Origin of the sequence: Achromobacter pulmonis (assembly GCF_002885955.2) — a bacterium.
Taxonomy (GTDB): domain Bacteria; phylum Pseudomonadota; class Gammaproteobacteria; order Burkholderiales; family Burkholderiaceae_B; genus Achromobacter; species Achromobacter pulmonis_A.
On sequence record NZ_POQS01000004.1, the window covers coordinates 235,280 to 259,908 of the forward strand.

Genomic DNA, 24,629 nt, shown 5'->3' on the forward strand with positions numbered 1-24,629 from the left:
GATCATGCTCGATGTCCTGGCCCGGTTCGCCAATGGCGTATCCCGGTTCGCGTCCCTGCTGGCCAGCCTGGCGGCGGCGGTGCTGACCCTGGCGATGGTTTACGAAGTCTTCGCGCGCTATGTGTTCGACGCGCCCACCGCGTGGGCGTTCGACATCGCCTATATGAGCAACGGCGCGGTGTTCCTGCTGGGCATGGCCTATGTGCTGCGCGAAGACGGCCACATCCGCATCGACGTGCTGCGCAACCGCCTGCCGGCGCGCGTCAACGACGCGGTCCAGGGCGTCGCCTACCTGCTGATCCTGGCGCCGTTTTTCGGCGTGCTGTCCTGGATCGCGCTGTCGCACTCCTGGCGCGCCTGGGTGCGCCAGGAGGTCGAGACGGTCAGCCCCTGGGCGCCGTTGATGTGGCCTTTCTATCTGCTGATCGCGATCGGCCTGATCGCGATGACCCTGCAACTCGCGGCCGAAGGCCTGCGCGCCTTCGCGGGCCAGCGCGCATCGGCCACGAAGGAACATTGATGAATCCGACTGTCGCCGCCCTGATGTTCCCCGGGATGTTCCTGCTGATTTTCCTGGGCATCCCGGTTTCCCTCGCGCTGATCATTCCCGCCATCGTCGGCGGCTGGTTCGCCTTTGGCGGAAACGTTTTCAACCAGCTCTACGGCGGGCTGTATTCCGCCGCCACCAACTACGTCCTGTCGGCGATTCCGATGTTCGTGCTGATGGGCGCGATCCTGGAACGCTCGGGGATCGCCGCGCGCCTGTTCCGCACCATGCAGCTGTGGCTGGGACGCCTGCCCGGCGGCCTGGCCGTGGCCACCATCGCCATGGGCGCGACCTTCGCGGCCGCGGCCGGCGTGGTCGGCGCGGTCGAGGTCATGGTGGGCCTGATGGCGATTCCGGCGATGCAGCGCTTTCGCTACGACAACTCGCTGATCGCCGGCACGATCTGCGCCGGCGGCTCGCTGGGCACCATGATTCCGCCCTCGGTGGTGGCCGTGGTGTACGCCTCGCTGGCCCAGATCTCGGTGGGCGAACTGTTCGCGGCCATGCTGTTTCCCGGCCTCATCATGGTTGGCCTGTTCATCCTTTACATCATCGGCGTGTGCGTGCTCAATCCGAAGAAAGGCCCGCCCGCCGACGCCGAGGACATGCGCCTGCCGCTGGCCGACAAGCTGCGCATCACGCTGAGCGGGCTGGTGCCCACGATGCTGCTGATCTTCGCGGTGCTGGGCTCGCTGATGGCCGGCATCGCCTCGCCGACCGAGGCCGCCGCCGTCGGCGCGATCGGCGCCCTGGTCCTGTGCATCTGCTACGGCCAGTTCAGCATCCCGATGCTGCGCGAGTCGCTGGCGATCACGGTGCGGATCTCGGCCATGATCCTGCTGATCGTGGCCGGCGGCATCATGTTCACCGGCATTTTCGCGGCCAACGGCGGCTCGCGCCTGATCCAGAGCCTGACCGCGGACCTGGGCCTGGGCGTGAACGGCACGCTGGTGCTGTTCCTGATCATCGTGTTCCTGCTGGGCTTCGTGCTGGACTGGACCGCCAACGTGCTGATCTGCGTGCCGCTGTTCCTGCCGGTGCTGACGGCCGCGGGCGTGGACCCGATCTGGTTCGGCACGCTGGTGATCATCGTGATCCAGACCAGCTACCTGACGCCGCCCATGGCCTCGTCGATCTTCTACCTGCTGTCGATCGCCCCGCCCGACATGAAGTACGGCCAGGTATGCCGGGGGGTGATCCCCTTCATCCTGGTGCAGTTCGTGACGCTGGCCCTGGTGGCGCTGTTCCCGGTCCTGGCGACCTGGCTGCCGCAGCGCATCGTGGGGTTCTGAACCATCTGGCTGACGGGCCCGCGCGGCCCGGCTTTCTCCCGCTAATACGGGTCCTTTTTTGCATTAGGAAGAGTTATGAATATCGAAGGAGTCCTGGTACCCATCGTGACGCCGTTCGGCGCGGACGGCGGCGTCAACGCCGACGCCCTGCGGCAGCTGGTGGATCGCTTCGTGGAAGCGGGCGTGGCCGGCATCGTGGCCTGCGGCACGACCGGCGAGTTCTACGCGCTGGAAGACGCCGAGCGCGAGCTGGTGCTGCGCACCGTCGCCGAGGCCGCGCGCGGACGCATCACCCTCATCGCCGGCATCAACGCGCTGTCCACGCCGCAGGCCATCCGCAACGCCCGGCAGGCGCAGGAACTGGGCTACCAGGGCCTGATGCTGACCGCGCCGCCGTATAGCCTGCCGGAACAGGCCGGCATCCTGGCGCACTTCCGCACGGTGGCCGCCGCCACGCCGCTGCCCATCATCCTGTACGACTTCCCGGCGCGCATCGGCGTGCAGATCGCGGTCGAAACCATCACCGAGCTGGCCCGCATCCCCAACATCGTCGGCATCAAGGAAAGCAGCGGCAACTTCAACCGCGCACTGGCCCTGATCCAGGCCCGCATCCCGGACTTCCAGATCGTCAGCGGGTCCGACGACATGGCCGCCGACTTCCTGTTCTGGGGCGTGCGCAGCTGGATCAGCGGCGGCGCCAACGTGTTCCCGGCCGAGCAGGCCGCCATGGTCAAGGCCGCCGGCGAACAGCGCTGGGACGAAGTGCGCCGCCTGATGAGCGGCATGTACCCCGTGATCCAGGCCATGGAATCGGGCGACTACAACCAGAAGGCCAAACTCGGCTGCCGCCGCCACGGCGTGGACGCCGGCACGGTGCGCCTGCCGCTGGCGCCGCTGTCGGCCGAGGACGAGCGCGCGTTCATCGCGATGCTCGACGCCTACCAGGGATAAGGAGCGAGCCATGCCTCAAACCAAAGAGCGGATATTCGAGCAGGCCCGCGCCGGCCAGCTTTGGGCGGGCCACCTGATTCCCGGCCACGCCGCCCCCGGCGCCCGCCTGGAGAACACCACGCCCATCGACAACAGCGTGATCGGCGCGATCGAGGCCGGAACCGTGGCCGATGTGGACCTGGCCGTGCGCGCCGCGCGCGCCAGCTTCAAGTCCGGCGAATGGTCCGGCCTGGCGCCGGCCGAGCGCAAGCGCGTCATGCTGGCCTGGGCCGACCTGCTGACCGAGCACGCCGAAGAGCTGGCGGCGCTGGACTGCATCGACGCCGGCAAGCCCATCACCGAATGCCTGAACACCGACCTGCCGGCCACGCTGGACACGTTCCGCTGGTACGCCGAAGCCGTGGACAAGTGCTACGGCCGCATCTCGCCGACCGGCTCCGAGGCGCTGGGCCTGATCGTGAAAGAACCCATCGGCGTGGTGGGCGCGGTGCTGCCGTGGAACTTCCCGGCGCAGATGTACGCCTGGAAAGTGGCGCCGGCGCTGGCCGCCGGCAACTCGGTGATCGTCAAGCCGGCCGAGCTGACTTCGCTGAGCGCCTACCGCATGACCCAGCTGGCCCACCAGGCCGGCATTCCGGCCGGCGCGCTGATCCTGGTCACCGGCCTGGGCGAAGAGGTGGGCCAGGCGCTCGGCCGCCACATGGACGTGGACGTGGTCTCGTTCACGGGCTCCACGGAGGTGGGGCGCTACTTCCTCAAGTACTCGGCAGAGAGCAACCTGAAGGAAATCGTGCTGGAGTGCGGCGGCAAAAGCCCGCAGGTGATTTTCGAGGACGCCGACCTGGACGGCCTGGCCGACCACGTGCTGGCGGCCGCCTTCTGGAACATGGGCGAGAACTGCAGCTGCGGCTCGCGCCTGATCGTCCAGGCCGGCATCAAGGACGCCCTGCTCGAACGGCTGCGCCAGCGCCTGTCGGAATGGAAGGTGGGCCTGCCCACCGATCCCGAGGTCAAGATCGGCCCCATGATCGAGCGCGCGCATTTCGACAAGGTGCGCGGTTTCCTCGAAGGCGCCGCGGCGCAGGGCGCGCGCCTGGCGCACGGCGGGCGCATCCACGCGGAACTGGGCAGCGGCTGGTACATCGAGCCGACGGTGTTCGACGCCGTGGCGGCGGACTCGCGGCTGTTCCAGGAAGAGGTGTTCGGCCCCATCCTGGCCGTCACGACCTTCGAGACCGAGGCCGAGGCCATCGAGCTGGCCAACGACAGCCACTACGGCCTGGCGGCCTCGCTCTACACCCGCGACGTGCGCCGCGCGCAACGCGTGGCGCGGGCCATCCAGGCCGGCACGGTGTCCATCAACGGCTTCTCCGAAGGCGACATCACCACGCCCTTCGGCGGCTACAAGCAGTCCGGCTTCGGCGGCCGCGACAACGGCCTGGAAGCGCTGGACCAGTACCAGCAGGTCAAGACCATCTGGTACGTCAACTGAGCGGCGCCGGGCGGCCCCGATGGCCGCCCGGCTTCCTCACCCTTCGATCACCGTGTGGGTGAATTCCATCAGGTAGCTCATCAGCGCGTCGGCCCCGGCCATGGCGCGCTCGGGGTCGTTGGCGTAGATGCCCTCGGCCTCCATCAGGTGGCATTGGGCGCCGCGCTCCAGGTCGCCTTCGTGCTGGAAGGCGTACCAGAACCGCCGGCACTGGATGATCATGGGAATGATGGCCTGCACCGCGTAGGGGTTGCGGCTGGCTTCGTGATTGACCCGGTCCAGGGCCTGGTCGGCGTGCATGTAGCCAGCCAGGTCGCCGCGGCTGGCGGCGTCGACCATGTCATGCGCATGCTGCAGCAGCTTGGCGCGCTGCTCCGGCGTGGCGCGGCGCGCCGAGGACATGGCGATCAGCCGTTCCAGCACGCGGCGCGTTTCGATCAGGATCAGGTGCTCGGCGATGCGGATTTCGCTCACGCGCAGGCCGCGGCGCGGCTGCTGCTCGATCAGGCCGCTGGCCACCAGGCGCATCAGCGCTTCGCGGATGGGCGTGCGGCCCAGGCCGGTCATCTGGATCAGGTCGCTTTCGACGATGGGCTGGTTGGGTTCGAGCTTGAGCGTCGCGATCATCTGTTCGATCGCATCGTAGGCGGCTTCGGTCGCGCGGGTTTTGACGACGGGCGGGGCTTGTTTCATGGCGATGATGACCAGAATCCCTGCAACAGCCGCGGCCGCGCCGCGCCGGCCGGCAAGCTCGCTGCACGGATCGTTAATATTTTTTGAGTATATTAGATTCGGGACCGCGCCGCACGGGCCTATCCGAAAAGCCTGCCGGGTCTGCGCCCGGTACGCGCAGACTCGTCCGTTTCGCCATCTGGACAGCAGCGGGCCGCGCCGTCATCCTTTACGTTCGTGCCCTGCGAAATGAAGAGGACTACGTGACCGCGAAAGCCGCCGCGCCCCATGCGCACCGACAGCATCTGCAGGACATCATCGCCGGCCTGAACGAAGGCATCATTCTGCTGGAATCCAATGGCGCCATCGCCTGGGCCAATGACAGCGCCCTGGCCCTGCACGGCGCCGGAAAGCTCGAAGAGCTGGGCGAGACGCCCGCCGGCTACCGCAAGCGCTACACCCTCACCTACCGCAACCATCACCGCCTGCCTGCCCGCCAGTATCCGCTGGACCGCCTGGCCGCCGCCGAGCCGTTCGAGGAACTGATGCTGGACCTGCGGCGCAAGGACGACGAGGAATTCCTGCGCAACGTGCGCGCGCGCGGCCTGAACCTGGAAAACGGCGACGGCGCGGGCTTTCGCGTGCTGATCCTGCACGACCAGACCGAACAGATCAACGCCGAGGAGCGCTTCGAGCGCACCTTCAACGCCAATCCCGCTCCCGCCCTGATCTGCCGGCTGGCCGATCTGCGCTACGTGAAGGTCAACCAGGGCTTTCTGGAAATGACCGGCCATACGCGCGATACCGTGCTGGGTAAGTCCACCTATGAGCTCGACGTGCTGGACGGCGGCGAGGACAAGGAAGCCGCGGTCGCCCGGCTCGACGAGGGCCGGACCATCCCCCAGCGCGAAGGCGTGGTCAAACTGGCCGACGGCGGCGAGAAGTTCGTGATCGTGGCCGGCCAGCCCATCGACATGAACGGCGAGCCCTGCATGCTGTTCACCTTCATCGACCTGGAGGCCCGTAAGCGCACCGAACTGGCCCTGCGCGAAAGCGAGGAGCGCTTCTCCAAGGCCTTCCGCCTGGCGCCCGTGCCCATGGCGCTGTGCGAGGCCGACGACCTGAGCGTGCTGGACGTCAACGACGCCTGCGTGGCGGCCACCGGGGTGCCCGCGGAGAAAAGCGTCGGCCAGGCGCTGACCGAGCTGGGCCTGCAGTCCTACGACGGCCTGGCCGCCAGCCTGCGCGGCGGCGAAAGCCTGCGCAACCGCGAGGCCGCGCTGCTCACGCATGACGGCGGGCAGCTGGACTGCCTGGTCTCGGCCGAGCCCGTCATGATCGGCGGCCAGCGGCGCCTGCTGGTGGTGATGCACGACATCACCGAGCGCAAGCGCTCCGAGACCGAACTACTGACCGCCATCGAGGCCGTCATGCAGGACACCTCCTGGTTCAGCCGCGGCATCATCGAGAAACTGGCGCAGCTGCGGCAACCCGCTCCCGCCACGCGCGACGTCGCCGAACTGGCGCAGCTGACCTCGCGCGAGCGCGAGGTGCTGGGGCTGATGTGCCAGGGCCATGACGACGACGGCATCGCCAAGACCCTGAAGCTGTCGCGCAACACGGTGCGCAACCACGTGGCCACCATCTACAGCAAGATCGGCGTGCACCGCCGCAGCGCCGCCATCGTCTGGGCGCGCGACCGCGGCATCACCGGGCATGAATCGGCCCGCAAGGCCGACAGGCGGCGCCCGGAATGAGATCCGAATTATTTACAATTGGATGCAAAATAATCGGCCCGGGCGCGTCGCCGAAGATGCGGCCGAGTTAGCGGAAGGGGCAAGCCAAAATCCGCTAATTTCCGCCAACAACACATCAATCAGCAGCTAATTTCTTTCATACCAGGCCGATTGCGCAAACCCTGCGCGGCTTCTTACGATCCGCCGGACCTGCCCTTGCCCAGCAAGCGGCTCGATTCCGCCAGACCGACAGGAGCCCGTTCATGCAGACCGCCTACATTCCCGTCCCGACTCCCGCCCGGCCCGCCGCCCCCGCCGCCTGGAGCGCCGCCGACATCCTGGCGCTCTATGAGCTGCCATTCATGGACCTGGTGTTCCGCGCCCAGCAGACGCACCGCGCCCATTTCGACCCCAACGTCATCCAGCTCTCCAGCCTGCTGTCGATCAAGACCGGCGGGTGCCCCGAGGATTGCGCCTACTGCCCGCAGTCGGCGCACTACGACACCGGCCTGGACGCCGACAAGCTGATGCCGCTGGCCGACGTGGTGGCCGCTGCGCGCCAGGCCCAGGCCGGCGGCGCGCAGCGCTTCTGCATGGGCGCGGCCTGGCGCAGCCCCAAGCCGCACCACCTGGACGCGGTGGCCGAGATGGTCAGCGCGGTCAAGGCGCTGGGCCTGGAGACCTGTGTCACGCTGGGCATGCTGCGCGAGGGCCAGGCCGAACAGCTCAAAGAGGCCGGCCTGGACTACTACAACCACAACCTGGACACCTCGCCGGAGTTCTACGGCAAGATCATCTCCACCCGCACCTACCAGGACCGCCTGGACACGCTGGAGCGGGTGCGCGAGGCCGGCATCAGCGTGTGCTGCGGCGGCATCGTCGGCCTGGGCGAATCGCGGCGCGAGCGCGCCGGCCTGATCGCCCAGCTGGCCAGCATGGACCCCTACCCCGAATCCGTGCCCATCAACAACCTGGTCCAGGTGGAAGGCACGCCGCTGGCCGGCGTGGACGCGCTGGACCCGTTCGAGTTCGTGCGCACCATCGCGGTGGCGCGCATCGCCATGCCGCGCGCCGCGGTGCGCCTGTCGGCCGGGCGCGAGACCATGGACGACGCGCTGCAGGCGCTGTGCTTCATGGCCGGGGCCAATTCCATGTTCTACGGCGACGCGCTGCTGACCACCGCCAACCCGCAGATGGAAGCCGACCAGCGCCTGCTGGCGCGCCTGGGCATGCGCGTGGACGCGGCCGGCCACGGCGGGGAGCCCTCGGCGTGCCGCTGACGCCCGGCCTGCTGTACCTGCTGGCCAGCGTCGCATGCAGCGTGACGGTGGCCGTGCTGCTCAAGCTGGCCCGGCGCTGGCGGATCGACGTGGGCCAGGCCATCGCCATGAATTACCTGGTCGCCGCCCTGCTCTGCTGGGCCGTGCTGCGCCCGGACGCCGCCGGGCTGCTGGCTCCGCGCACGCCGTGGCTGGTGCTGGCCGCGCTGGGCGTGCTCCTGCCCAGCGTGTTCCTGGCCATGGCGCAGGCGGTGCGCCATGCCGGCATCGTGCGCAGCGACGCCGCGCAGCGGCTGTCGCTGTTCATTCCGTTGCTGGCCGCTTTCCTGCTGTTCGGCGAACCGCCCAGCGCCCGCAAGCTGGGCGCGACGCTGCTGGCCGCCGGCGCGCTGTACTGCCTGCTGCGCCGCGCCCCGCCCGCGGCCGAGGACGGCCCCGGCGGCGGCCGCGCGACCTGGCTGTGGCCGCTGGCGGTATGGCTGGGCTATGGCGTCATCGACATTCTGTTCAAGCAGATGGCGCGCGCCGGCACCGCGTTCGCGGGCGGCCTGCTGCTGGCCTTCGTCATCGCCGGCCTGCTGATGCTGGCCTTCCATCTGCTGCGGCGGACGCGCTGGGAGGCCCGCCACCTGGCCGCCGGCGTGGCGCTGGGGCTGGCGAACTTCGGCAACATCCTGACCTATATCCGCGCGCACCAGGCGCTGCCCGAGCACCCCGCGCTGGTGTTCGCGTCGATGAACATGGGGGTCGTCACGCTGGGCACGCTGGTCGGCGCGCTGGCGTTTCGCGAGCCGCTGTCGCGCCTGAACCTGCTGGGCATCGCCCTGGCCCTGGCCGCCATCGTGCTGATGGCGCCCTGGTGACCCTGGGCAGGATTCAGGTGCCGGTGCGGATCTCGCGCTCGTCGCCGGGCTCGGCCGTTTCGTCCGGCGCGGCTTCGGCGGCATCCGCCGCAGCCGGTTCCGCGGGCGGAACGGCCGCCGACGGATCGGGCTGCACCATCTCCATGGCGATGTCGTTCTCGGGATCGACGCGCGGGTCCAGCACCGCCGCCGCCGGCGAGCTCTGCAGCGTGTCGGGCATGGGCACGAAGTGCGTGGGCGCCTCTTCCACCTGGTGCGCGCCGGTGACGCGCGTGGGACGCACCTGCCAGACCAGGATCACGGCGCAGGCCGATATGAACACGTAGTACATGCTGGGGCCGGCCATCGACATCATCATGCCGGCGATCATGGGGCCGACACAGGCCCCCACCCCGTAGGTCATGAGCAGCACGGCCGACAGGCTGACCCGGCGTTCGGACTCGACGTGGTCGTTGGCGAAGGCCGCGCCCAGCGGGTACAGCGTGAACTGCAGCACGCCGAAGATGCAGGACATGGCGACCAGCGCCCAGTACGGCAGCGCGATCCAGCCCCACATGACGATGGGCAGCAGCACCAGCAGCAAGGCGTTGAAACGGATCATGCCGGCGCGGTTGATGCGGTCGGACAGCCAGCCCATGGGCCATTGGGACAGCAGGCCGGCGGTCACGGCGGCGGCCACGAAGATGGCCGCCTGCGAGGTGGACAGCCCGTGCTTGGCGGCGTAGACCGCCGCCAGGCCGTAGAAGGCTCCGGACAGGTTGCCCGCCACGAACAGCACCGTCATCGACAGCGGCACGCGCTGCATGAAGAAACGGATGTCCAGCGGCGCGGGCAGCGGCGTGGGCGGGTGGGAGCGGGCCGTGACGGCGATGGGCACCAGGCACAGCACCAGGCACATCGCCACCAGGGTCAGCGGGCGCAGGTCCAGCGTGGCGTAGGCGGTCAGGGCCAGCTGGCCCAGCACCGTGCCCAGGCCGGACACCACCATGTAGACGGAGAACACGCGGCCGCGCTGGTGGTTTTCGGTCTGCTCGTTGAGCCAGCTCTCGATGACCATGAATTCGGTCACCATGACGATGCCCGAGATGACGCGGAACACCAGCCACAGCGGCATGGATTCGACCAGCGTCTGGGCCAGGATCATGCTGGTGGCGATGGCGGCGCAGGCGACGAAGGCCCGGATGTGGCCGACGCGGATGATGAGGCGGTGGCCCAGGCGCGCCCCGCACACCAGGCCCAGGTAGTAGCCGGCGATCAGGGCGCCGATCCATACCTCGCTGACCGATTGCGCGGTCAGCCGAAGGCCCATGTAGGTGTTGAACAGACCTGTGCCGATCAGCATCAGCAAGGTCGCGAAATACAGCGACGAGAATGAGGAAAGGGTGGCGAGCATGGCGTCGGCGACCGCTGCTGTCGGTAGCGCCGCGGGCCGCAAAGGCGGCCCGCGGCGTCGAGCGGTAAAACGGAAACGGCTGGGGGGTCAGACCTGCGACAGCATGGTGGCGGCGTCGCTGACTTCGAACTTGCCGGGCGCCTCGACGTTCAGCTGCTTGACCACGCCGTCGACGATTAGCGCCGAGTAGCGCTGCGAGCGCACGCCCATGCCGCGCTGGACCAGGTCCAGCTCCAGGCCCAGGGCCTGGGTCCACAGCGCCGAGCCGTCGGCCAGCATGCGGACCTTGCCGTCGGTTTTCTGCTCGCGGCCCCAGGCGCCCATGACGAAGGCGTCGTTGACCGCCACGCACCAGATTTCATCGACGCCCTTGGCCTTGAGCGCGTCGGCCTGCTCCACGTAGCCGGGCAGGTGCTTGGCCGAGCAGGTGGGCGTGAACGCGCCCGGCACGGCGAACAGCGCGATGGTCTTGCCGCGGACCAGATCGGCGACCTGGAACGCGTTGGGGCCCAGCGAGCAGCCGGCGGTTTCGGTCTCGATGAATTCGGTCAGGGTGCCGTCGGGCACGCGGTCGCCGACTTTGATCGTCATGGGGAATCTCCAGGGGTAAAGGGATACGGCTTCGGGGGCGGAATCGCCCCGCAGGCTCCATCATAGTTCTTGCGCGGCCCGGGCGCTGCAAAGCCCGGCCGGGGAAAAGAAGATGCACAGTCTGATACGACTCTATACCGCCCCTACATGGCCTCGAAACGGCTGATTGTCATAATGTGCGGGATATTTTCGTGTGACAGACACCCACGCCCGCGGAGATTCACCGATGCGCAAGATCCTGACCCGCCTGGCCTGGGCGCTGGGCGCCGCCGCTCCCCTATGGACCGCCCCCGCCTGGGCGGCCCCCGACGCCAGCGAACAGATCCAGTACGACTCCTTCGTCATGGCCGCCGGCGCCTCCAACGGCGCGGCCCGCGCCTGCGGCGCCTCCGAGCCCGACCTGGCCCAGCACCAGTCCAACTCCCGCAAGAACCTGCTCCAGTACGCCCAGGAATACGGCTTTTCGGCGGCCGCGTACGACGCCGAATTCCAGAAGGGGCAGGCCCAGGGCAAGACCATGATGGACGACATGAAGCGTTCCGGCGTCGACGGCTGCCGCGGCGTGCTGGGCGGGTTCCAGAACGAACGCGTCATGAGCTATGAGGACATGAAGAACGCCCTGGCCGAGGTCAACGACGGCCTGCCGGGAGAATACGCCAAGTAGGCGGGCGATATGATGTGCCATCCCCATCGATGGCACCTCTTATGCTCCGCCTGCTCTGCGCCTCGTTCCTGGGCCTTGCCGCCCTCTTCCATTCCGGCGTGCAGGCCGGCGCCGAACTGCTGCACAGCGAACGCTCGCGCTTCGGCGCGGTCCTGGTGTTCGAGGAAAACGGCGAACGCTGCATGAACTTCAACACCATGGTGGACTTCGGCCGCCAGACCTGCATGGACCTGGCCGACCCCGAAAAGCTGGTCTTCTCCTACACCCGCATGATGATGAGCGCGCTGTACGCCAAGCCGGCGCCGGCCAGCATACTGATCGTCGGCCTGGGCGGCGCGTCCTTGCAGAACACCCTGGCCAGGCTGCTGCCCGAGGCGGTCATCGACACCGTGGAAATCGACCCCGCGGTCGGCAAGGTCGCCGCCGCCTATTTCGGCTACCGCGAAGGTCCGCGCCAGCGCCTGCACATCGAGGACGGCCGCGCCTACATCGAACGCGCGCATCGCGAGAACCGGCGGTACGACATGGTGATGCTGGACGCCTTCGACGTCGACTACATCCCCGAACACCTGATGACGGTGGAATTCCTGGAGCACGTCAAGGCGATCCTGACGGACGACGGCATCGTGGTCGCCAACACCTTCACCAACAGCCGGCTGTACGAACGGGAATCGGCCACGTACGCGGCCGTGTTCGGGACCTTCTTCAACCTGCGCGAATCGAACCGGGTGATCGTGGCGGCGCGCGGGCCGCTGCCGGGGCGCGATGTCCTGGCCGCGAACGCGGCGCGATGGCGTGGCGCGCTGGGCCGCATCGGGGTCGAGCCGGAGCGGGCGCTGGACCGGTATGGCTCGACCCTGGGGGCGGTGGAAGGGGTGGAGTTGTTGCGGGATTGAGCGGGGCGTAGGATGGGTGCAGCGCGAGAATTCTTAAGCAAGCACTCAAGTATCCAGCGCGCGTAACCCATCAGGCGGCGCAAGCCGCCGGTTTTCTTGGCAAGAGGCCAACAACAGCATGCGACGAAACCCGGCGGCTTGCGCCGCCTGATGGGTTACGCGCGCTTGGCGCCCGTGTTCTTGTCTGGAGCGTCTCGCGCTGCACCCATCCTACAGCCCCTTCTGCTTGAACCAGTCCAGCATGCGGGTCCAGGCCTGTTCGGCTTCGGCCTTGCGGTAGGACGGGCGGTAATCCGCGTGGAAGGCGTGCGGCGCGTCGGGGTAGACGTCGATGCGCGAGGCCTTGGCCGGCGCGGGGCCTTCGGCCAGGGCCAGCCGCATGCGGTCCACGTCGGTCTGCGGGATGCCGGCGTCCTTGCCGCCGTAGGCGCCCAGCACCGGCGCCTTCAGGTCCTTGACCAGGCTCAGCACCGAGCGGGGCTTGAGCTCGCTGGGTTCGCCGCCAAGCTGGCCGTACCACGCGGCGCCGGCCTTCAGCCTGGGGTTGTGGGCGGCGTAGAGCCAGACCTGGCGTCCGCCCCAGCAGAACCCCAGTATGCCTAGGCGGTCCGGGTCGCCGCCGTTGGCGGCGGCCCAGGCGGCCGCGGCATCCAGGTCGGCCTGGGCCTGGGCGTCCGGCACCTTGCTGATCACTTCGGCCTGCAGCTTCGGAATGTCGGTGTACTTGGACGGGTCGCCCTGGCGCGCGAACAATTCCGGCGCGACGGCCAGGTAGCCCTGGTGGGCCAGCCGGCGGCAGACGTCCTGTATGTACTCGTGCACGCCGAAAATCTCCGACACCACCAGCAGCGTGGGCAGGTTTTTCTTGCCCTGCGGCGCCGCGCGGTAGGCCGGCATGCGGCCGTCCTTCACCGGGACGCCGATCCTGCCGGCGGTCAGGCCGGAGGCGTCGGTGGAAATCGCGGTCTGGGCCACGGCCTGGCCGGCCGCAAGCGAGAATCCCGCCGCCACCGACGTGGCGATGAATCCCCGCCGGTCCAGCCGCAGGGGCGGAAGCAGGCTGTCGAACTGCGCGTCCTGGTCTTTCATCGAGCATCTCCTGGCAAAGGCCGGCCCGGGGCGCAGGCGCGCCCCTCGCGGCCAGCCGGGTTCACTTCAGAGAGAAGTCCACGCGCGAGGGCAGGCCCTCGTCCTTGATGCCGTCGGCGTCCAGTTGCGGCGCAACGATGAACACCCGATCCGCGAGTCCTTCCTGGGCTTGCAACTTCTCGTAGACTGCCTGCGCGCGCGCGTCGGCCAGCTGGCGCAACTGCTCTTCGCCCACCGGCGCCGCCTTGCGCAGCATTGCTTCCATCTGTTCGGCCGGCACCGACTTGGCGATGCCGATGAAATTGCGCGGCTTGTCCTCGATGTCCGTGTCGTCGTAGACCTCTTCCAGGTACTTGGCGCGCTCGGCGGCCGACACCTGCACGCCGGCCGGGTTCGGCTTCTTGCCGCGCGGGGCCGTGTCGGCGGCCTTGGCGGCGCGGATCTGGCCGTCGACCCAGGCCTGGCGCAGGCCTTCCATGTCGGTCTTGGGATCGGCGCGGCCGCTGATGTCCATCTTCAGCGCGGGACGGTCGGCCAGCGCCTTGGTCAGCGTGTCGATGCGCTGCACGCTGTCCTCGGTCAGCGCCGCGCTGCCGGGCGCGAACTCCACGTAGGACAGCTCCTCGCCGCCGCCGAAGGCCGAGGCCAGCAGGCTGAAGGGCGAGGTCACGGCCTTGACCACCAGGTTCATCAGCACGCGCACCACGATGCCGCCCACCGAGAACTGCGGATCGTCCAGCGAGCCGGACACCGGCAGGTTGATGTCGATATTGCCGCGCGCGTCCTTCAGCAGCGCCACCGCCAGCAGCACCGGCAGCTTGGTGGCGTCGGGGCTGTTGGTCTTGTCGCCGAAGGTCAGCTGGTTGAGGATGACGTGGTTGGTGGCCTGCAGCGCGCGGTCCTTGATCTTGTATTCCAGGTCGACCGAGAGCTTGCCGCGCTTGATCGGGTAGCCCACGTACTTGGCCGAATAGGTGTTGAAGCGCGGCAGGTCCACGCCCTTGGCCGTGGCCTTGAGGTCCAGCGTCAGGTACTTGGCGAAGGGCTGCACGATGCCGCTGATCGACAGCGGCGCCGTGGTGTAGACGCGGCCGGTGACCTTGACCTTGGCCGGCTGCGGATTGGTGGAGGACACCGCCGTGATCGAGCCTTCGATGCTGGACAGCTCGGCCACGTAGTTGGGCTTGACGAAGCGGTCGGTGAAGGTCATGCGGCCGCGGTTCAGCGTGACGCTGTTGACCGCGATGTCGGGCATGGCGCTGGCGCCGCCCTTGGCCGGCGCCGCCGCCGGCGGGGCCTTGTTGCGGCCCGGCGTCTGCGTGTCCTGGGTGATCGAGCCGCCGGCCTGGCCGGGCGCGGCCACCAGGTCCATGACGTTCAGCCGTCCCTGCGCATTGAGCAGCACCCGGCCGTAGAAATCCTCCAGCGCGATGTCGCCCAGCCTGGCGCCGATCTTGTCGCCCGCCACCGAGATGTCCATGCCCGAGAAACCCAGCCGCTTCCAGTTCAGGAAGTCGTCGTTGTTGACGCGGTCCTGCAGGTCCACGTCGGTGATTTCCACCCCGCCCTTCCAGCCGGCCTTCATGGGCGCGTTGCCGGCCGCGGCGGCGAATTCCGCATTGCCCTTGGCGCCCAGCGTGATGGCGCGCACCGTGGCATTCAGGCTGGAGGCCGCGTACGGCGCGAAGGTGGCGACGTTCAGGCCCGACAGGTCCACCGCCGTCTTCACCGTCAGCGGCTGCGGCGTGAAGACGCCCTTCAGGTCCAGCTTGCCGTTGCCCTGGATGCCGGCCGCGGCCAGCGTGAAATTGCTCTGGCCCGGTCCCATGGCCAGGCGGTCGGCGGTGACACGCAGGCTCTGCAGCGCCAGGTCCAGCGCCGGCTTGAGCGATTCGTCGCGCGCCTTGAAGCCGGTCAGGTCGGCCTGCACGCCGGTCGCCGACGCATCGACCGCGCCGTTTTGCTCGCGCACGTGCACCTGCGCGGCCGCGGCCAGCCGGCCGTCGAGCAGCGCGATCGGCGCGGCGTTGCGCACGGCCGGCGCCAGCGGCGCCAGCGCGACGTTGCCCAGCCGCACGCCCAGCTCCAGCGACAGCGGCTTGATGACCAGCGGCCCCTTGGCGCGCAGCCAGCCGCCGTCGGTGCTGTTGTCCATGGTCAGCCACAGGTTGATGGGCTCGCCCTCGACCTGCGGCAGCGCCACGCCTTCGACGGTGGCGGCCAGGCCGGTCATGACGTAGTCCAGCTTGCTGACCGCGTCGTTGACGTACAGCTCGCCCTCGTGCAGGTTGAAGGCGTCCAGATTGACTTTCCAGTCCGCGGGTTCGGGCGGCGCGGCGGGGGCGGCGGGCGGCGCCGCCGCGCCGGCATCGGCGGGCGTGGCCGCCGGCGCCGCAACGGCTGCCGCGGCGGGCGCTGCCGGATGCTCGGCCGGCTTCAGGCCGCTGGCCTTGCGCAGCTTGTCGGCCACCGGCGTGGCGGTGGGCTCGACGCCGCCGAGCTGCTTGAGTTTGGCCACCACGTCCAGCCAGTTCAGCTGCGCATTGGCCTGGCGCCGCACGTGGATCTGCGGCGCCCACAGGCCCACCTCGCCCACGTAGACGCGGCGTTCGATGGGCTCGAGTTCGAGGCGGCTGACCGTCAGCGCGCTCCAGGCCGCCAGGCCCTGGCCGGCGGTGTCGCGCAGGTCCAGCCGGCGCAGCCCCAGGTCGCCCATGACGCGGATCTTGGGCGGCGCGTCCTTGGGTTGCTCGAACACGACCTGCAGATTGGAATCGAGCAGCGCGCTTTCCAGCTTGAACGGCAGCGGCATGGGCCAGACGTCGGCCCACTTCTCCAGCTGCAGGCCGTCGAACGCCACGCGCAGCGTGGACGAGGGCACCACGTCGAAGGGCCGCGCCACGCCGGTCAGGTCGAAGGGGCTGCCGTTGATGCGCAGGTGCAGGCGCGGCTGCACGTCGATGTCGGTGGCGTAGCCGAAGGTGGAGATGAAAGGCACGCCCACGCCCAGTTCGTCGACCACCTGCTTGCGGCCGGTGACCTTGTCGTCCAGCGTGATGGAGCCGTTCTCGATGACCATGTTGTTCAGCGAGAAACGGGGCAGCCCGGCGTCGGGCTCGGGCGGCGCTTCGGGCTGGGCGGCCGCCATTTCGGCCACGCGTTGCTGAATGTCAGAGAAATTGAAGCGCGTGACGTCCTCGCGCACGATGGCGATGTTAGGCTCGCGCAGCGTCAGGCGGTCGACCACGGGCGCGAACCAGAACAGCGAGGTCCAGGCCGCGCTGGCGTCGAGTTCGGCCAGCGTGAGCAGCGGCGTCTGCGAGCCGGGCTGGGCCACGGCCAGGTCGCGCGCGCGAACGGTCAGCGTGAAGGGATTGAAGCTGATCTTGCCGACGGAGACATCGCGGCCGATCATCTTGGAGACGTCCTGCGTGAGCACGTCGGCCAGGACCTTGGGAACTTGCCAGGCGGCGACGCCGAAGAGGATGAGTATGAATGCCGCAATGCCTAGAAGAATTTTGCCGACCCGGCCTGACAACCGAAGTTTTGGCATCCGCAAGGGCATTGCGCGTCTCCTGATACGAATTGAAGGCCGTGCGATTCCGTCCTTCTAATGACTACAGGCGCGATTATCGCGCCCCCTTCACCGCTCGTCTATCATAGGCGCAACGGCGGTCTTGTCCGGCCCGCCGGGGCCGCCCTTTTCAATCATTAACAATTCTCGCTTCCGATACCCATGTCCACGTCCACCCCAACCTTGAGCCACCTGGACGAAGCCGGCCAGGTCCGCATGGTCGACGTCATCGCAAAGACGGACACCGAGCGCGTGGCCGTCGCCGCCGCCTCCGTGCGCATGAACGCCGTGGCCTACGGCCTGTTGACCCAGCCGGGCCAGGGCAAAGGCGAGGTGCTCAACACCGCGCGCGTGGCCGCCATCCTGGCCGCCAAGCGTTGCGCCGAGCTGATCCCCCTGTGCCACAGCCTGCCGCTGTCCTTCGTCGGCGTGGAGTTCGCGCTGGACGACTCGGCGCACCGCATCGACATCCTGGCCACCTGCCGCACCAGCTACAAGACCGGCGTCGAAATGGAGGCCATGACGGCCTGCAGCGTGGCCGCGCTGACCATCTACGATATGTGCAAGGCTGCCGACAAGGGCATCGTGATCGAACAAGTTCGCCTCAAGTACAAGGCGGGAGGAAAAAGCGGTGAGTGGCGCAACGATTAATCTTCTGTACTTCGCGCGCGTGGCCGAACTGGTCGGCAAGCGCGCCGAAGCCTGGCCCCTGGAGGGCGAATCCACCGGCGCGCAGCTGCTCGCCGCGCTGGGCGAACGCTATCCCCAGCTGGCGCCGGCCGCGCGCCTGAAGCTGGCCATCAACCAGACCCACTCCAAGCCCACGGCGGTCATACGCGCGGGCGACGAGGTCGCCGTATTCGAACCCGTGACCGGAGGTTGAACGCCATGATCAGCGTCCAGGAAGCCGACTTCGACGGCGCCGCGCTTACGGCCGCCCTGCGCGCAAGCGCCGGGCCGGGCGTGGGCGGCATCGTCACTTTCGTGGGCTACGTGCGCGACTACGCGCCCGACACGCCCACCGACACGCTCTTTCTCGAACACTATCCCGGCATGTGCGAGCGCGAGCTCGAAGAGATCGCCGCCACCGCCCGCGCGCGCTGGAACCTCGCCGGCACGGTGATCGTGCACCGCGTGGGCGCGCTCGCGCGCAACGCGCAGATCGTCTTCGTGGCGGCCGCCAGCGCCCACCGCGGCGACGCCTTCCGGGGCTGCGAATACATCATCGACGCGCTCAAGACCCGCGCGCCTTTCTGGAAGCGCGAGACCCTCGCGGGCGGCGACAGCTTCTGGGTGGAACAACGACAATCCGACCAGGACCGCACGCAGTCCTGGGATGAAGAAAGCCCCGCCACGAAGGAGCATCCATGAACGAAGAACGCCCTGTTTCGCTGGCCTGCGCCGTGCTCACGGTCAGCGATACCCGCAGCGCCGGCGACGACACCTCCGGCAACCTGCTGGCGCAGAGCCTGGCCCGCGAGGGCCACCAGTGCGTGCGGCGCGACATCGTCAGGCACGACCGCTACCAGATCCGCCGCATCCTGAGCGAATGGATCGCCGATCCGGAAGTGCAGGTCATCATCACCAGCGGCGGCACCGGCTTCGCCCCGCGCGACCAGACCCAGGCGGCGGTGCAGCCGCTGCTGGACCGCGAGGTGCCCGGCTTCGGCGAACTGTTCCGCCAGCTCTCGCACGGCCAGATCGGCAGCTCGGCGGTCCAGTCCGGCGCCTTCGCCGGCCTCGCCAACCAGACCCTGATCTTCTGCCTGCCCGGCTCGAACAACGCCTGCGAAACCGCCTGGGAGCACATCCTGCGCGAGCAGCTCGACAGCCGCCACCGGCCCTGCAATTTCGCCACGCAATTCAAGAAACGCGAAGAAGAAGACTGACCCATGCTCGATTTCGATCAAGCCCAGACCCTGCTGGCCCACGCCGCGCAGCCGCTGCAGCGCAGCAGCGAAGTCGACCTGGCCGAGGCCGCCGGCCGCGTGCTGGCCGTGGCGCTGGACGCCACCGTGGACATTCCGCCGGCCGACAACAGCGCCATGGACGGCTACGCCTTGCGCGAGGCCGACTGGACGCCCGAGGCGCGCCTGCCGGTCCAGCAGCGCTGCTACGCCGGCGACGTGCCCGAACCGCTCAAGCCCGGCCACGCCATCCGCCTGTTCACCGGCAGCCTGATTCCGGCCGGCGCCGACAGCGTGGTCATGCAGGAAGACGCGGCCGAGGCCGACGGCAGCGTGCAGATCTCGCGCCGCCCCACGCCGGGCGAACACATCCGCCGCCGCGGCGAGGACACCCTGGCCGGCGCGCCGCTGCTGCCCGCGGGCACGCTGCTGGAAGCCGCGCACGTGGCGCTGATGGCCTCGCAGGGCCTGGCCCGCGTGCGGGTCTACGACCGCCTGCGCATCGGCATCCTGACCACCGGCGACGAACTCGTCCAGCCCGGCCAGCCGCGCGCCGCGCAGCAGATCTACAACTCCAACGGTCCCATGCTGGCCGCGCTGGCGCGCGGCATGGGCGCCGAGCCGGTGCACGTGCTGCATGCGCGCGACACCGAGGCGGACCTGCTGGCGGCGTTCAAGACCCTGCTGGCCGACTGCGACCTGGTGCTGACGGTGGGCGGCGTGTCGGTGGGCGAGCGCGACCTGGTCAAGCCGGCCCTGGCCACCCTGGGCGGCGAACTGGCGCTGTGGAAAGTGCGCATGAAGCCGGGCAAGCCGGTGGCGCTGGCCACCATAGACGGCAAGCCCGTGGTGAGCCTGCCCGGCAATCCGGTGTCGTCGTATGCGGTGTTCGCCATGCTGGTCTCGCCGCTGGTGCGCCGCATGCAGGGCCGCGAAACCCTGTTCCCGCCGGTCAGCCGGCTGCCGCTGCGCACCGAAGCGCCGCGCCAGGACGCGCGCGAGGAATTCCTGCGGGTGCAGCGCCGCCCGGCCGAGGACGGCGGCGCCGAACTGATCCCGTACCGCCACCAGGGCTCGGGCGTGATCAGCTCCATGCCCTGGTCCACCGGCCTGGCCCGGCTGCCCGCGGACGTGCCGGTGCACGACCGCGACCGGGTGGTCTATTACGACCTGCGCCACTGGCTGGCGTAGCGCGGCGGCGGCGTCAGCCGCCGATATAGCTCATTTCGATCTTGCGCGACGGGTCCGCCATGTTGCGGCCGCGCTGCTCCGAGTAGTTGTCGGCGCGGCCGGCCCAGATGCCGGCCAGGATGCGCGCCAGTTCCTCGTCGCTGGCGCCGTCGCGCAGCGGCGCGCGCAGGTCGTAGCCTTCGTGCGCGAACAGGCACAGGAACAGCTTGCCTTCCGGCGACAGGCGCGCGCGCGTACAGCCGCCGCAGAAGGCGTGCGTGACGCTGGAGATAACCCCGATTTCGCCGCCGCCGTCCAGGTAGCGCCAGCGTTCGGCCACGCGGCCCATCTCGCCGTCGCTGATCGGCTCGATCGGGTGGGCCGCGGCGATGCGGTCCAGCACTTCGCGGCTGGGCACCACTTCGGCCAGGTTCCAGCCGTTGGTGTTGCCCACGTCCATGTATTCGATGAAGCGCAGGATGTGGCCGCTGTTGCGAAAGCGCTCGGCCATCGGCAGGATCTGGCCGTCGTTCAGGCCGCGCCGCACCACCATGTTGACCTTGACCGGGGCCAGCCCGGCCGCCGCCGCGGCGTCGATGCCGCGCAGCACGTCATCCGGCGTGAAGCCGCTGTCGCTCATGTCCTGGAACATGGCCGGGTCCAGCGCGTCCAGGCTGACCGTGACCCGGGTGAGCCCGGCGCGCTTGAGATCGGCAGCCTTGCGCGCCAGCACGCTGCCGTTGGTGGTGAGGGTCAGGTCCAGCGGACGGCCTTGCGGCGTGCGCAGCCCGGCCAGCAGGCCCACCAGGTTTTCCAGGTGCTTGCGCAGCAGCGGCTCGCCGCCGGTCAGGCGGATCTTTTCCACGCCCAGCTGCGTGAAGATACCGGCCAGCCGCGTGATTTCCTCGAACGACAGCAGCGCCGAATGCGGCATGAAGGTATAGCTGCTGTCGAACACCTCGCGCGGCATGCAGTAGGTGCAGCGGAAATTGCAGCGGTCGGTGACCGAGATCCGCAGGTCGCGCAGCGGCCGCGCGCGCCGGTCGAGCGCGGGCTGGCCGTCGGGCGGCAGTTCTCCGGGGACGAGGCCGGCCGGACGGCCGTTGCGATGATCGGCAAGGAGTATCACTTTGCTCATGGATGCATCATATCCCGGCGCCCGGCCCCGATGGAAAGGCTTCTTGCAGGGTCTGCAGCCGTCCCGTGTCGCGCGCGTCATAACCAGCCAGCTGGCCGACATAGCCGATGTAGTCGGGGCTGCGCATGATGGAAAGCAGGCCTTGCATGGCCGCCGTCTCCAGCGCCGACTTGCGGATGGCGAAGAAATAGCGCTCGCGCACCAGCGGAATGAAGTCCAGGCCGAAGCGGCAGGCCGCGGTCTCCACCCCCATGCCGGTATCGGCCATGCCGCTGGCGATGTGCGCGGCGATGGCCATGTGGGTGAATTCGTTGGTGTCATAGCCCTGCACCTGGCCGGTCGTCACCCCCGCGCGCTGCAGCATCAGCTCCACCAGGTGGCGGGTGCTGGAGCCGATCTGGCGGTTGACGAAACGCACGTCGGGACGCGCCAGGTCGGCCATGCCGCGTATGCCCTTGGGGTTGCCGGCCGTGACGAACAGGCCGGCGTTGCGCACCGCCAGGTGGATCAGCAGGCAGTCGTCGACGTGCAGCCACTGCGCATAGCGCGCCATGATGGGCGCCTCGAACTCGCCCTGCGGCACCTGGAAACCCGCCAGGTCGCATTCGTGGCGCTCCAGCGAGGCCAGCGCCTCGATCGCCGTGCGGTAGCGCAGCTCCAGGCCGGGCTTGCGCCCGCTCATGTGCTGCATCAGCGACTCGACCGCGAAGCCGTGGCTGGCATGCAGCCGCAGGTGCGGCCCGCTCTCGGGCAGCAGGCGCTCCAGTTCCTCCTGGAGTTCCGAGGCCATGCTTTCCAGCGTGGGCATGAGGCGCGCCTCGATGCGCCGGTTGGCCCACAGCAGGCGCTGCGCGAACGGCGCCAGCTGCGTGCCCTGGCGGCGGGCGGTGATGAGCAGCTGGGTCCCGAATATGTCCTCGAACCGCCGCAGCACGCCCCAGGCATGCCGGTACGACAGCCCGCAGGCGCGGCAGGCGCCGGCGATGTTGCCCGTGGCGTCGATGGCCGCCAGCAGCGCCAGCATGTCCTGCAAGGGCACCGCCGCCGATCCGTCCTCGCCGCCCAGCGTCCATTGCGGGCGCAGGCCGATGCGAAACTTATATGTCATTTATTTCTTATTGATGAGCCAGGTTTAGGTAGCTAGAGTACACAAATAACGCGGGCGGCTGGTGTTTTATATGCTTTTAACAACATATAAATCTCAAAAACAGGCCCCCCACACCACAGCAATACAGGAGGAGACCGACGTGCAAGCGCGCGAGGCAACATCCGATCTGGCGTCCAGCGGCGGCGCCCGCGGCGGCCAGATGGCCCTGGACGCGGCCCAGGCGTCCCCCACCCCGGCCATCGCGGCCACCGCCCGCATACTGGCCCGGCTGAAAGACCAGCCCGGCCCGCTGCTGCCCGTGCTGCACGCGGTGCAGCACGAACTGGGCTGTATTCCGGCCGAGGCGGTGCAGACCATCGCCGAGGCCCTGAACCTGTCGCGCGCCGAGGTCCACGGCGTCATCACCTTCTATCCGCATTTCCGCAGCGAACCGCCGGCGCGCCACAGGCTGGAAGTCTGCCGCGCCGAAGCCTGCCAGGCCATGGGCGGCGAACGCCTGGCCGAGCACGCGCGCGCCGCGCTGGGCTGCGATTTCCACGCCCGCTCGGCCGACGGCGCCGTGTCGCTGGAGCCGGTGTACTGCCTGGGGCTGTGCGCGCAGTCGCCGGCGGTCATGCTGGACGGCCGGCCCCGGGCCCGCGTCACCCCCGAAAAGCTGGACCGGCTGCTGGCCGGCCTGCGGGAGGCCGACGCATGAACGCCCCCATCGTCATCTATGTGCCGCGCGACGCCGCGGCCCTGGCCCTGGACGCCGACGCCGTGGCCCTGGACATCGAACGCGCCGCGGCGCAACGCGGCCAGGACGTGCGGATCGTGCGCAACGGTTCACGCGGCATGCTGTGGCTGGAGCCGCTGGTCGAAATCGCCACGCCGCAGGGCCGCATCGCCTACGGCCCGGTGCAGCCCGAGGACGTGGCCGGACTGTTCGACGCCGGCTGGCTGGCCGGCGGCGCGCACGCGCTGCGCCTGGGCCTGACCGAGGAAATTCCCTATCTCAAGCAACAGGAGCGCCTGACCTTCGCCCGCGTCGGCGTGACCGATCCGCTGTCGCTCGAGGACTATGCCGCGCACGGCGGCCTGCAGGGCCTGCAGCGCGCGCTGGCCATGGCGCCGGCGCAGATCGTCGAGGAAGTGGTGGAGTCCGGACTGCGCGGGCGCGGCGGCGCGGCGTTCCCGACCGGCATCAAGTGGCGCACCGTGGCGGGGGCCCCGGCCGGCCAGAAATACATCGTCTGCAACGCCGACGAAGGCGATTCGGGCACCTTCGCCGACCGCCTGCTGATGGAAGGCGACCCCTACGTGCTGATCGAAGGCATGACCATCGCCGGCCTGGCGGTGGGCGCCACGCAGGGCTACATCTATGTGCGCTCGGAGTATCCGCAGGCCATCGCCACGCTGCAGGCCGCCATCGAATGCGCCCGCGAAGCCGGCTGGCTGGGCGAGGACGTGCACGGCAGCGGACGCCGCTACGACCTGGAGGTCCGGGTGGGCGCGGGCGCCTATATCTGCGGCGAGGAAACCTCGCTGCTCGAAAGCATCGAAGGCAAGCGCGGCGTGGTGCGCGCCAAGCCGCCGCTGCCCGCCGTCTCCGGCCTGTTCGGCCGGCCCACGGTCATCAACAACGTGATCTCGCTGGCCACCGTGCCCATCATCCTGGCGCGCGGCGCGGCCTACTACCGCGACTACGGCGTGGGCCGCTCGCACGGCACGCTGCCGTTCCAGCTGGCCGGCAATCTCAAGCACGGCGGGCTGGTGGAAAAGGCCTTCGGCCTGACCCTGCGCGACCTGCTGTACGGCTTCGGCGGCGGCAGCGCCTCGGGCCGCCCCCTGCGCGCGGTGCAGGTGGGCGGGCCACTGGGCGCCTACCTGCCGGAATCGCAATGGGACGTGCCGCTGGACTACGAGGCCTATGCGCAGATCTCGGCCATGATCGGCCACGGCGGCCTGGTGGCCTTCGACGACACTGTCGACATGGCGCGCATGGCGCGCTATGCGATGGCGTTCTGCGCCATCGAATCCTGCGGCAAGTGCACGCCCTGCCGCATCGGTTCGACGCGCGGCGTCGAAACCCTGGACCGGATCGCCGCCGGCGGCCCCGGGCGCGAACAGCAGGTGCACCTGCTGCGCGACCTCTGCGACACGATGCTGGCCGGTTCGCTGTGCGCGCTGGGGGGCATGGCGCCCTACCCCGTGCTGTCCGCGCTGAACCACTTCCCGCAGGACTTCGGCATCGAATCCTCCCTGCCCGCCGCTCACACGGCCTGAA

General features: G+C 69.1%; 23 protein-coding genes. 16 read left to right on the forward strand and 7 right to left on the reverse strand.

All coding sequences use genetic code 11. The annotated features are described in order from the left end of the window. The first annotated feature begins 4 nt into the window (after positions 1 to 4). The 4 genes from C1I89_RS16185 (at position 5) to C1I89_RS16200 (ending at position 4,282) form a co-directional block, all read left to right on the forward strand. Positions 5 to 520, forward strand: coding sequence for a TRAP transporter small permease subunit (locus tag C1I89_RS16185; protein ID WP_102773717.1), 516 nt, complete (start codon positions 5 to 7; stop codon positions 518 to 520). Then, on the forward strand, positions 520 to 1,839 hold the full coding sequence (locus tag C1I89_RS16190; RefSeq protein WP_102773718.1) for a TRAP transporter large permease: 1,320 nt from the start codon (positions 520 to 522) through the stop codon (positions 1,837 to 1,839). Before C1I89_RS16185 ends, C1I89_RS16190 begins: the two co-directional genes overlap by 1 nt. A gap of 75 nt (positions 1,840 to 1,914) precedes the next feature. Continuing rightward, positions 1,915 to 2,790: a 4-hydroxy-tetrahydrodipicolinate synthase gene (gene dapA / locus C1I89_RS16195; RefSeq protein ID WP_102773719.1), complete on the forward strand. Its 876-nt coding sequence runs from the start codon at positions 1,915 to 1,917 to the stop codon at positions 2,788 to 2,790. Between the two features lie 10 nt (positions 2,791 to 2,800). After that, on the forward strand, positions 2,801 to 4,282 hold the full coding sequence (locus tag C1I89_RS16200) for an aldehyde dehydrogenase (RefSeq protein ID WP_102773720.1): 1,482 nt from the start codon (positions 2,801 to 2,803) through the stop codon (positions 4,280 to 4,282). Between the two features lie 36 nt (positions 4,283 to 4,318). On the opposite strand, the gene C1I89_RS16205 is transcribed toward C1I89_RS16200, so the two are convergent. After that, positions 4,319 to 4,975, reverse strand: coding sequence for a GntR family transcriptional regulator (locus C1I89_RS16205; RefSeq protein ID WP_102773721.1), 657 nt, complete (start codon positions 4,973 to 4,975; stop codon positions 4,319 to 4,321). A 242-nt stretch (positions 4,976 to 5,217) separates the two neighbouring features. Here C1I89_RS16205 and C1I89_RS16210 point away from each other — a divergent pair, with 242 nt between their 5' ends. From C1I89_RS16210 to C1I89_RS16220, 3 genes are all read left to right on the forward strand, one after another. Continuing rightward, positions 5,218 to 6,711, forward strand: a complete 1,494-nt coding sequence (locus C1I89_RS16210) for a helix-turn-helix transcriptional regulator (protein WP_102773722.1) — start codon at positions 5,218 to 5,220, stop codon at positions 6,709 to 6,711. Between the two features lie 242 nt (positions 6,712 to 6,953). Continuing rightward, positions 6,954 to 7,970 carry a biotin synthase BioB gene (gene bioB / locus C1I89_RS16215; protein WP_102773723.1) on the forward strand — a complete coding sequence of 339 codons (1,017 nt, stop codon included), beginning with the start codon at positions 6,954 to 6,956 and terminating at the stop codon, positions 7,968 to 7,970. Next, positions 7,967 to 8,833: an EamA family transporter gene (locus C1I89_RS16220; RefSeq protein ID WP_102774146.1), complete on the forward strand. Its 867-nt coding sequence runs from the start codon at positions 7,967 to 7,969 to the stop codon at positions 8,831 to 8,833. Before bioB ends, C1I89_RS16220 begins: the two co-directional genes overlap by 4 nt. Positions 8,834 to 8,846: 13 nt before the next feature. Here C1I89_RS16220 and C1I89_RS16225 read toward each other — a convergent pair whose 3' ends face one another. Together C1I89_RS16225 and C1I89_RS16230 are read right to left on the reverse strand one after the other, a co-directional pair. Continuing rightward, the gene (locus C1I89_RS16225; RefSeq protein WP_102773724.1) at positions 8,847 to 10,226 is read right to left on the reverse strand and encodes an MFS transporter; all 1,380 of its coding nucleotides are present in this window, start codon (positions 10,224 to 10,226) and stop codon (positions 8,847 to 8,849) included. An 87-nt stretch (positions 10,227 to 10,313) separates the two neighbouring features. Beyond that, on the reverse strand, positions 10,314 to 10,817 hold the full coding sequence (locus C1I89_RS16230) for a peroxiredoxin (RefSeq protein ID WP_102773725.1): 504 nt from the start codon (positions 10,815 to 10,817) through the stop codon (positions 10,314 to 10,316). A 226-nt stretch (positions 10,818 to 11,043) separates the two neighbouring features. Between C1I89_RS16230 and C1I89_RS16235 the strand changes: the two genes are divergently transcribed. After that, on the forward strand, positions 11,044 to 11,481 hold the full coding sequence (locus C1I89_RS16235; protein WP_102773726.1) for a hypothetical protein: 438 nt from the start codon (positions 11,044 to 11,046) through the stop codon (positions 11,479 to 11,481). Between the two features lie 41 nt (positions 11,482 to 11,522). Further along, complete coding sequence (locus tag C1I89_RS16240; protein WP_258231459.1) at positions 11,523 to 12,377, forward strand: spermidine synthase; 855 nt, start codon at positions 11,523 to 11,525, stop codon at positions 12,375 to 12,377. Between the two features lie 210 nt (positions 12,378 to 12,587). On the opposite strand, the gene C1I89_RS16245 is transcribed toward C1I89_RS16240, so the two are convergent. Both C1I89_RS16245 and C1I89_RS16250 read right to left on the reverse strand, forming a co-directional pair. Continuing rightward, positions 12,588 to 13,466, reverse strand: coding sequence for a dienelactone hydrolase family protein (locus tag C1I89_RS16245; protein WP_102773728.1), 879 nt, complete (start codon positions 13,464 to 13,466; stop codon positions 12,588 to 12,590). 61 nt (positions 13,467 to 13,527) lie between these two features. Continuing rightward, positions 13,528 to 17,031, reverse strand: coding sequence for a DUF748 domain-containing protein (locus tag C1I89_RS16250; protein ID WP_102773729.1), 3,504 nt, complete (start codon positions 17,029 to 17,031; stop codon positions 13,528 to 13,530). Between the two features lie 171 nt (positions 17,032 to 17,202). Here C1I89_RS16250 and moaC point away from each other — a divergent pair, with 171 nt between their 5' ends. Genes moaC through C1I89_RS16275 form a run of 5 tightly spaced genes read left to right on the forward strand, consistent with a single transcriptional unit; the run spans position 17,203 to position 20,138 of the window. Further along, positions 17,203 to 17,691, forward strand: coding sequence for a cyclic pyranopterin monophosphate synthase MoaC (moaC, locus tag C1I89_RS16255; RefSeq protein ID WP_102773730.1), 489 nt, complete (start codon positions 17,203 to 17,205; stop codon positions 17,689 to 17,691). Beyond that, on the forward strand, positions 17,672 to 17,923 hold the full coding sequence (locus C1I89_RS16260; protein WP_102773731.1) for a MoaD/ThiS family protein: 252 nt from the start codon (positions 17,672 to 17,674) through the stop codon (positions 17,921 to 17,923). The genes moaC and C1I89_RS16260 overlap by 20 nt, the downstream gene beginning before the upstream one ends. Positions 17,924 to 17,928: 5 nt before the next feature. Then, positions 17,929 to 18,411 carry a molybdenum cofactor biosynthesis protein MoaE gene (locus C1I89_RS16265; RefSeq protein WP_168202168.1) on the forward strand — a complete coding sequence of 161 codons (483 nt, stop codon included), beginning with the start codon at positions 17,929 to 17,931 and terminating at the stop codon, positions 18,409 to 18,411. Then, positions 18,408 to 18,929: a molybdenum cofactor biosynthesis protein B gene (moaB, locus tag C1I89_RS16270; RefSeq protein WP_102773733.1), complete on the forward strand. Its 522-nt coding sequence runs from the start codon at positions 18,408 to 18,410 to the stop codon at positions 18,927 to 18,929. The genes C1I89_RS16265 and moaB overlap by 4 nt, the downstream gene beginning before the upstream one ends. A gap of 3 nt (positions 18,930 to 18,932) precedes the next feature. Beyond that, complete coding sequence (locus C1I89_RS16275; protein ID WP_102773734.1) at positions 18,933 to 20,138, forward strand: molybdopterin molybdotransferase MoeA; 1,206 nt, start codon at positions 18,933 to 18,935, stop codon at positions 20,136 to 20,138. 13 nt (positions 20,139 to 20,151) lie between these two features. Here the strand turns inward: C1I89_RS16275 and moaA are convergent, their stop codons facing one another. Further along, the gene (gene moaA / locus C1I89_RS16280) at positions 20,152 to 21,255 is read right to left on the reverse strand and encodes a GTP 3',8-cyclase MoaA (RefSeq protein WP_102773735.1); all 1,104 of its coding nucleotides are present in this window, start codon (positions 21,253 to 21,255) and stop codon (positions 20,152 to 20,154) included. Between the two features lie 7 nt (positions 21,256 to 21,262). Next, positions 21,263 to 22,363: a substrate-binding domain-containing protein gene (locus C1I89_RS16285; RefSeq protein ID WP_102773736.1), complete on the reverse strand. Its 1,101-nt coding sequence runs from the start codon at positions 22,361 to 22,363 to the stop codon at positions 21,263 to 21,265. Positions 22,364 to 22,502: 139 nt separating this feature from the next. On the opposite strand from C1I89_RS16285, the gene C1I89_RS16290 reads away from it, so the two are divergent. Further along, positions 22,503 to 23,060 (forward strand): formate dehydrogenase subunit gamma, encoded by a 558-nt coding sequence (locus C1I89_RS16290; protein ID WP_102773737.1) that lies wholly within the window; start codon positions 22,503 to 22,505, stop codon positions 23,058 to 23,060. Beyond that, on the forward strand, positions 23,057 to 24,628 hold the full coding sequence (locus tag C1I89_RS16295; protein WP_102773738.1) for a formate dehydrogenase beta subunit: 1,572 nt from the start codon (positions 23,057 to 23,059) through the stop codon (positions 24,626 to 24,628). The genes C1I89_RS16290 and C1I89_RS16295 overlap by 4 nt, the downstream gene beginning before the upstream one ends. The last annotated feature ends 1 nt before the right edge of the window (position 24,629 follow it).